This window comes from Pseudomonas edaphica, from assembly GCF_005863185.1.
In the GTDB taxonomy this organism is placed as follows: Bacteria; Pseudomonadota; Gammaproteobacteria; order Pseudomonadales; family Pseudomonadaceae; genus Aquipseudomonas; species Aquipseudomonas edaphica.
The window spans coordinates 1-8,335 of sequence record NZ_VBVZ01000257.1 but is presented as its reverse complement, the minus strand read 5'-3'; the positions used below and the strand labels follow the sequence as shown (position 1 = coordinate 8,335).

Genomic DNA, 8,335 nt, shown 5'->3' with positions numbered 1-8,335 from the left:
GGGACAGATAGCCCAGGCCCAACTCGGTGAGGGTGCTGACCCGCTCCAGCAAGTCCTGGGCGATACGCTGAGCGGCAAGGCGCTTTTCCACCGACAGCTTCATTTTGTCCTGCCCCGCCGCCACCGGGCGCAGCAGCTCGGCCAACTGCGCCAGCGACAGTTGCGACAGCTCGCCGATGTCCACCCCGGCAAACTTCACCGACAGCGCCGCCTTGTTCAGCCGCTTGCCCTCGCACGCCGGGCACGCACTGCCCTGCATGAACTGCGACACGCGCTTTTTCATCAGTGCGCTTTGGGTATGGCTGAAGGTGTGCAGGATATAGCGCCGCGCACCGCTGAACGTGCCCTGGTAGCTCGGCTCCAGCTTGCGTTTCAACGCGTCGCGGGTTTGCTGTGGGGTGAAGCCTGCGTACACCGGCACGGTCGGGGTTTCTTCGGTAAACAGAATCCAGTCGCGCTGCTTTTTCGGCAGGTCGCGCCACGGGATGTCCACGTCATAGCCCAGGGTCACAAGGATGTCGCGCAGGTTCTGCCCCTGCCACGCCAAGGGCCAGGACGCCACCGCACGCTGGCGAATGGTCAAGGACGGATCCGGCACCATCAGCGCCTCGGTCACCTCATACACGCGGCCCAAACCGTGGCAGTGCGGGCAGGCGCCCTGGGGCAGGTTCGGTGAGAAGTCCTCGGCATACAGCATCGCCTGCCCCGGCGGATAACTGCCGGCGCGCGAATACAGCATGCGGATCAGGCTCGACAAGGTGGTGACGCTGCCCACCGACGAGCGTGCACTCGGCGTGCCGCGCTGCTGTTGCAGGGCCACGGCCGGGGGCAAGCCTTCGATAGCGTCCACATCGGGTACGCCGACCTGGTCAATCAGGCGCCGCGCATAGGGCGCCACCGATTCGAAATAGCGGCGCTGAGCCTCGGCATACACCGTGGAAAACGCCAGGGATGATTTGCCCGAACCCGAAACGCCGGTAAATACCACCAGGGCATCCCGGGGAATGTCTACATCGACGTTACGCAGGTTGTGTTCGCGGGCGCCGCGCACGCGTACAAAGCCTGGGCGCTGGGCGGTGATCGGGGGGATGTTGCGCTGTGACGTCATGGGCAACCTTGTCTGGCGGTGAGCACGCTGCGCACCCGTTGCGTGAGTGCTTCGGGGCTGTAGGGCTTGCTCAGCAGATGAATGTCGGAGCTCAGCAAATGATTGCTGGAAAGAATGTCGCGGGTGTGCCCGGAGGTGAACAGCACCGCCACCGGCGGGTGCTGCACGCGCGCCCAGTCGGCCAGGTCGGTGCTTTTGACCCGGCCGGGCATCACCACGTCGGTAAAGATCAGGTCCGGCTGCACGCCGTTTTGCAGGGTTTGCATGGCCCGGTCGCCGTCTTCGGCGGTCAGTACCGTGTAGCCCGATTGCTGCAGCAACTCGACCACGGTCAGGCGCACGCCTTCGTTGTCCTCGACCACCAGGATGGTTTCCTGGCCGCCGCTGTGAGTCGCCTGCTCGGTGTCGACCTCACCACATTCGGGTTCCAGGCTGTGGGGGAAATACATCTGCACTACCGAGCCTTTGCCCTCCTCGCTCCACACCTCCACATGCCCGCCGCTTTGGCGCACAAACCCGAACACCATGCTCAGGCCCAGGCCGGTGCCGTGCCCTTCGCGCTTGGTGGTGAAGAACGGCTCGAACGCACGCTTGAGCACCTCCTGGGGCATGCCGACACCGGTGTCGGTCACTGCCAAACGCACGTATTCACCGGGCTTGATGCTTTTACCGATGCAATCGCCCGGGTTGAGGATGATATTTTCGCCGCTGATGCGAATCACGCCTTCGCCTTGCATGGCATCGCGGGCATTGATCGCCAGGTTGAGCAGCGCGTTTTCCAATTGGTTGCGGTCGACATTGATGCACCAGGAATCCTGGGGCAGTTGCACGTCGATATGAATGGTCTCACCCAACGCCCGTTGCAGCAGTTCGCCTAAACCGGCGTAGATGCGTTGCGGGTTGTACACCGCTGGCGACAACGGCTGGCGACGCGCAAACGCCAACAGTTGCGAGGACAGCTTGGCGCCGCGCTCCACCGCCGCGATGGCCGCCGTGACCCGGCGCTGCACCTGGGGGTTGTCCGGCTCATTCCGGGCCAGCAGGTGCAGGTTGCCGGCGATCACTTGCAGCAGGTTATTGAAGTCATGGGCCACGCCGCCGGTCAGGCCGCCGATGGCTTCAAGCTTCTGGGATTGGCGCAACTGATCTTCGGCGGCGGAACGCGCTTGCACTTCGGCGGCGACGCGTTGCTCCAGGTTATGGGTGAGTTCCTGGCGCAGGCGCTCGGAATGCACGTGCTCGGTGGTTTCCACCACAATCGCCAACACCCCGGCTGGCTGCTGATTGTCCCCGGCGACGGGGCTGTAATAGAGGTCCAGCCAGACGGTTTCCGGCTTGCCGTTACGCAACAACACCAGGTCTTTGTTGTTAAACGTCAAGGTGCCGCCCGCCAGGCAGGTGTCGACCACGTGGCGATTGAACTCGGCCACCTCCGGCCAGCCCAGCTCCACCGGCGTGCCGAGCAAGTACGGATGCCGGCCGCCGGCAAACACCGAATAGCTGTCGTTGTAGATCATGTAGCCCGCCCGCCCCCACAGCATCACCATCGGCACGGGCGAGGCCAGCATCATCTGCACGTTGCAGGCCAGGCTGGCGCTCCAGGTGTCAATCGGGCCAAGATCCGTGGCGGACCAATCGAAAGCACGGATACGCTGGGCCATTTCACCGGACCAGCCTTCACAGCCATAGGGGTTGGATAAAAATTGCATCGGTTGGCTCTGTGCAAAGAGGGGGTATTTGCAACGTTTTGGAGCGCGCCAGCGGCGGATGGTTTCACTTGTTATAAGTTAGGAGGTAATGGCGACAAAAACCACTGCCCTCAATGAAAATCCCGGCTGCGCACATGAATGCCTTCCAGCAGCGGCGTCAGGTCGGTAAGACGCCCGGCAATCAGGTGCCGCACCTCGCCCACTGCCTCCCAGCGCCCGTCGACTTTGAGCAGCCGCGAGCCGACCAGCGCCAGGCGCTGGCGTTCTGCCAGGTCGCGCCACACCACCACATTGAGGTTGCCGAATTCATCTTCCAGCGTCACAAAGGTCACGCCGCTGGCGGTGCCAGGGCGCTGGCGCCCGGTCACCAGACCGGCGACGCTGACATTGCGCCCATGCTCCACCGCCATCAGCTCCAAAGAGCTGCGGCAGCGGCGTCTACGCAACTCATCACGCAGCAACGCCAGCGGGTGCGGGCCGAGGGTGGTGCCAACCGTGGCGTAATCAGCCTGCAAGTCTTCGCCAACCGTCGGCGCCGGCAATTGCACCGCCGCTTCGTCGGGGCTCGGCAGGCCCGCGAACAACCCCAGCTGTTTATGCACGCCTGCCACTTCCCAGCGTGCCCGGTGCCGGTTGCCCGCCAGCGCACGCAAGGCCCCGGCATCCGCCAGCAACGCCTGGGCCCGCGCATCCAGGCCGGCGCGGTCGTCCAGGTCGGCAATGTCACTGAACACACGACGCTGGCGCGCCGCCTCGATGCGCCGTCCATCCTCCTCACGAAACCCCGAGATCATGCGCAACCCCAGGCGAATCGCCGGTTGCTGGCCGTCGACAGGCTCCAGGCTGCAATCCCAGTCACTGGCCAGCACATCCACCGGGCGGATCTGCAAGCGATGGCGCCGCGCATCCTGCAGGATCTGGTCCGGGCTGTAGAAACCCATGGGCCAGCTGTTGATCAAGGCACAGGCGAACGCCGCCGGTTCATGGCACTTGAGCCAGCAACTGGCGTAGGTCAGCAAGGCAAAACTGGCCGCATGGGACTCGGGGAAGCCATAGCTGCCAAAGCCTTTGATCTGCTCGAAAATCTGCGCGGCAAATTCCTCGCTGTAGCCGTTCTTGAGCATGCCGGTGCGCAGACGCTGCTGATGCGGTTCCAGGCCACCGTGGCGTTTCCAGGCGGCCATGGAACGGCGCAACTGGTCGGCTTCGCCGGGGCCATAGTCGGCGGCAACCATGGCGATCTGCATCACCTGTTCCTGGAACAGCGGCACGCCCAAGGTGCGCTTCAGCACCGCCTCAAGTTCCGGCGATGGATAAGTGGTGGGCTCTTCGTTATTCCGGCGCCGCAGGTACGGATGCACCATGCCGCCCTGGATCGGCCCAGGCCGCACAATCGCCACCTCAATCACCAGGTCATAGAAGTTCTGCGGCTTGAGCCTGGGCAGCATCGACATCTGTGCCCGCGACTCGATCTGGAACACGCCGATGGTGTCGGCCTTGCTGATCATTGCGTAGGTGGCCGGGTCTTCTTTGGGTATGCCTGCCAGAGACATATCGCGATTGCGATGGCGGCGCAGCAAGTCGAAGCAGCGGCGGATCGCGCTGAGCATGCCCAACGCGAGGATATCCACCTTGAGCAGGCCCACGGCGTCGAGGTCATCCTTGTCCCACTGGATAATGGTGCGCTCGGCCATGGCGGCATTTTCCACCGGCACCAGGGTGTCCAGCGGGTATTCGGAAATCACAAAACCGCCAGGGTGCTGGGACAAGTGCCGGGGAAAACCGATCAGTTGTTGAGTCAATGTCAGCACACGCCGCAGGATCGGGCTTTGCGGGTCGAAGCCGCCTTCGCGCAGGCGCGCAAGCGGCGGCGCATCTTCACTCCAGCGTCCGCAACAGTCGGCCAGCGCGTTGATCTGGTCCGGCGGCAAACCGAGGGCCTTGGCCACATCACGCACCGCGCCGGATGCGTGATAACTGCTGACCACCGCCGTCAACGCCGCGCGGGTGCGGCCGTAGCGTTGGAACACGTACTGCAGCACTTCCTCGCGGCGTTCATGTTCGAAGTCCACATCGATATCCGGCGGTTCATTGCGCTCCTTGGACAGGAAGCGTTCGAACAGCATATCCGTCAGGCTTGGGTCGATTTCGGTGATGCCCAAGGCAAAACACACCGCCGAGTTGGCGGCCGAGCCACGGCCCTGGCACAGGATCGAACGGCTGCGGGCGAAGCGCACGATGTCGTGCACCGTCAGGAAGTAGCTTTCGTAACCGAGGTCGCTGATCAACTGCAATTCCTTGTTGATCTGCTGCAAGGTCTTGGCGTCAACACCGTGTGGCCAGCGCTGGGCAATGCCTTCCTCGGTCACGGTGCGCAGCCAGGATTGGGCATCATGGCCGGCGGGCACCAGTTCGCGTGGGTAGTGGTAGCGCAACTGGCTGAGATCAAAGGTGCAACGTTTCGCGATGGCCAGGGTTTCATCACGCAGCGCTTGCGGGTACAACGCTGCCAGCGCGTCGAGGCTGCGTAAATGCCGCTCGCCATTGGGGTGCAGGCGCGTGCCGGCTTCGGCCACCGGCACGTGATGACGGATCGCGGTCATGGTGTCTTGCAAGGCCCGGCGCCCGCGCGCATGCATGTGTACATCGCCGCAGGCCACCGCCGGGATCTGCAGGCTGGCGGCCAGGGCCAGGCGCTGCTGCAAATGGCGCGCATCGTCCTGGCCGCAGTGCAGGTGCACCGCCAGCCACAGGCGTTCGGCGAAGGTGTGTTGCAGCCATTGGAGGGTGGCCTGGGTGTCGTTGTCTTCGGCCACCCACAGCGCCAGCAGGCCGGGCATCGGTTGTTCGAAGTCGGCGTGCAGCAGGCGGTAACGGCCTTTTTCGGCGCGGCGGCGAGCCAGGGTGATCAGGCGGCACAGGTGTTGATAGCCGCTGAGATCTTCGACCAGCAACACCAGTTTCGGGCCGTTTTCGATGCGCACTTCGCTGCCGATAATCAGCGGCAAATCCACCGCCTTCGCCGCCTGCCAGGCTCGCACGATGCCCGCCAAGGTGCATTCGTCGGTGATCGCCAGGGCGCTGTAGCCTTGGCGCTTGGCACGTTCGAACAGCTCCAGCGCACTGGACGCGCCGCGCTGGAAACTGAAATTGGACAGGCAATGCAGCTCGGCATAGCTCATGCGAACCAGCCTTGCAGCCACAGCCCGTCGTTCTGCCCCACACAGCGATAGGCCCAGCCTTGCTGGCCGGCACGGGTGCGGATCAGGTAATAGTCGCGGCGGATATCGGCGCCGTCCCACCAGCCGGATTCGATGCGTTCCGGGCCCATCAGGATCTGCACGCCCTGCTCGGCCAGCAAGGTCGGTTCAGTCAGCAACCAGCCGGGGCGCTGCACTTTGTGCAAGGTCGGGCACGCACGGCTGTCGGCGCTCGCCTGCCAGGCACATTCGGGGCGGTGGTCGGCGTGAAAGCGCAGGCTTTGTACGGCCTCATCGCCAAGCCGTGCGCGCAAGCGTTCGCGCAGTTGCTCCCAAGGCAAGGTTTGTTGCGGGCGATCGTCGAACAGGTCCTGGCGTTGCGGCACAAACACCGGCAGGTCCTGGGCCACCAGGCGGAACCCGCGCACCGGAGAGGTGACTTGCACCTGTTCCAGGCGGCCACGGGCCAGTTCGAACAGCATCGACGGTTCGCGCTCGGCACTGAGCAGGCCGACCTTGATCACACTGTCGGGCGCCTGGGCGTGTTCCAGGTGCAAGTCGAAACGTTGCACGCCACTGTCGCGCCCGCAGAGGAAGGCGGACAAGTCACCGGTCAGGCGCCGTAACGGGAACAGCAGCGCCTGGTGTGACTGCACGTCGAAATTCAGCTCGATGCGCACGTCGAACTGATCCGGCGGCTGGTAAAACGCCAGGGCCAGTGGGCGCTGCCCGCTCAGGGCATCCAGGTGCTTGAGCAAGCCGGCGTCAAAGCGTCGCGCCAGGGTGTGCCGAGGCAACGCCTGCACCTGGGCCAAGGTACGCAAGCCCATACGCGACAAGGCCGTGGCCGCCTGCGGGTCAAGACCGGCGCGGTCGATAGGCAGTGGCGCCAGAGCCTGCTGCAAGGCGTCCTCGCCGATCGCCAAACCATCATAAATATTCGCCAGCACCCGCGCCGCCGCCGGGTTCGGCGCGGCGACGATACGGTGGCGAAAGCCCAATTCGGTCAACTCCTGGCGCAAGCGCGCCTCAAACTGCGGCCACGGCCCGAACAGGCCCAGGCTCGACTCGATCTCGAACAGCAACGCACGCGGGTAATACACGCTGACCTGGGAGCTGAAACGGTAGGCCCAGGCGGCGAGGAACTGCTGCCAGCGCTCGATTTCGGCGGGGTCGTATTCGGCGCTGGCAAAGGTTTTGGCCAGGGCATGCGCGGCCGTCAGCGATTGACCAGGTCGCAGGCCCAAGGCGCGGGCGGCGGCATTGACGGTTTGCAGCACGCGGCGCTGCGGTGTGCCGGCCAGCAGTACCAACGGTTGATCCGGCTCAGGGTGCACACGCTGCACCCCGTCCAGCGCCAATTGCGGGAAGACAATACACACCCAGCGCATGGCAACCTCAGTGCCCCGCCAGTGCTATCGGCGCCGGGTGGGCCAAGCCGCCCCGGCACTTGAGCACCCGCACTTGCGCAGGTTTTGCCTCGACGGCCAGGCGCAAGGCGGCGGGCGATGAATTGACCGCCTCGCTCAAAGCGCGCCAGGCAAACGCCAGGGTTTGCCCGGTCTCGGCCGCCACCTGCAAGCGCCGCAAGGCGCGGTCGTCGGCCTTGCGCGGCCAGCACAGCACCGCGCCGCAACTGCCCGAACGCAGGCACTGCTCCACCGCCCACAACACGTCGCGCGCCTCGGCCTGGATCACCGAAAGCTGGCGCAAATCCACCCCGGCGTTCTGCCAGGCGTGGGGGTACGGCGTGTAGGGCGGCGCCACCAGCACAATCCGCTCGCCCGCCGTTGATAAGCGGGCCAGGGTTGGCAACACCAATTGCAGCTCGCCAACGCCCTCCTTCGCCATCAGGATTTCACTCAGCGCCGACTCCGGCCAACCGCCCGTGGGCAACACCGCGTCCAGCGCCGCCAGCCCAGTGGGGTGCACGCTGGCCGGTGGCACGGCGGGCCGGCCTTTCCAGACGCGGCCGCCATTGAACAGCGTATCCAGAGCAACGACGGCGCCCATCAACCTTGCCTCACCAGGCCGCAGAACACCCCTTCGATGGCCAGGTCCTGATCCGGCCCGACCACAATCGGTTGATACGCGGGGTTGCGCGGCAGCAGGCGCACCTGCTCGCCGTGGCGCTCAAAGCGTTTAATGGTGACTTCGCCGTCCAGGCGCGCCACCACAATCTGCCCGTTCAAGGCTTCGGCGCTGCGGCGCACGCCCACCAGGTCGCCGTCGAGGATGCCGTCTTCGATCATCGAATCGCCCTGCACACGCAGCAGGTAATCCGGGGTTTTGGCGAAAGTGGCGGGGTCGAGTTGCAG

General features: G+C 64.8%; 6 protein-coding genes. All 6 read right to left on the bottom strand.

What is annotated here, in order from left to right; all coding sequences use genetic code 11:
• Positions 1-1,108, bottom strand: a 1,108-nt coding sequence (locus tag FEM54_RS17615) for an excinuclease ABC subunit UvrA (protein ID WP_477749735.1), incomplete at its 3' end; no start/stop codon positions are given.
• Positions 1,105-2,817, bottom strand: a complete 1,713-nt coding sequence (locus FEM54_RS17610; protein ID WP_099548156.1) for an ATP-binding protein — start codon at positions 2,815-2,817, stop codon at positions 1,105-1,107. The genes FEM54_RS17610 and FEM54_RS17615, both read right to left, overlap by 4 nt.
• A 110-nt stretch (positions 2,818-2,927) precedes the next feature.
• On the bottom strand, positions 2,928-5,999 hold the full coding sequence (locus tag FEM54_RS17605; RefSeq protein ID WP_138452169.1) for an error-prone DNA polymerase: 3,072 nt from the start codon (positions 5,997-5,999) through the stop codon (positions 2,928-2,930).
• A complete protein-coding gene (locus tag FEM54_RS17600; RefSeq protein WP_099548154.1) occupies positions 5,996-7,408 on the bottom strand; it encodes a Y-family DNA polymerase in 1,413 nt (470 codons plus the stop codon). Before FEM54_RS17600 ends, FEM54_RS17605 begins: the two co-directional genes overlap by 4 nt.
• A gap of 7 nt (positions 7,409-7,415) precedes the next feature.
• The gene (gene imuA, locus FEM54_RS17595) at positions 7,416-8,030 is read right to left on the bottom strand and encodes a translesion DNA synthesis-associated protein ImuA (RefSeq protein WP_017135401.1); all 615 of its coding nucleotides are present in this window, start codon (positions 8,028-8,030) and stop codon (positions 7,416-7,418) included.
• Positions 8,030-8,335: LexA family protein (locus tag FEM54_RS17590; protein ID WP_276614623.1), on the bottom strand; the 306-nt coding region annotated here is incomplete at its 5' end. The genes imuA and FEM54_RS17590, both read right to left, overlap by 1 nt.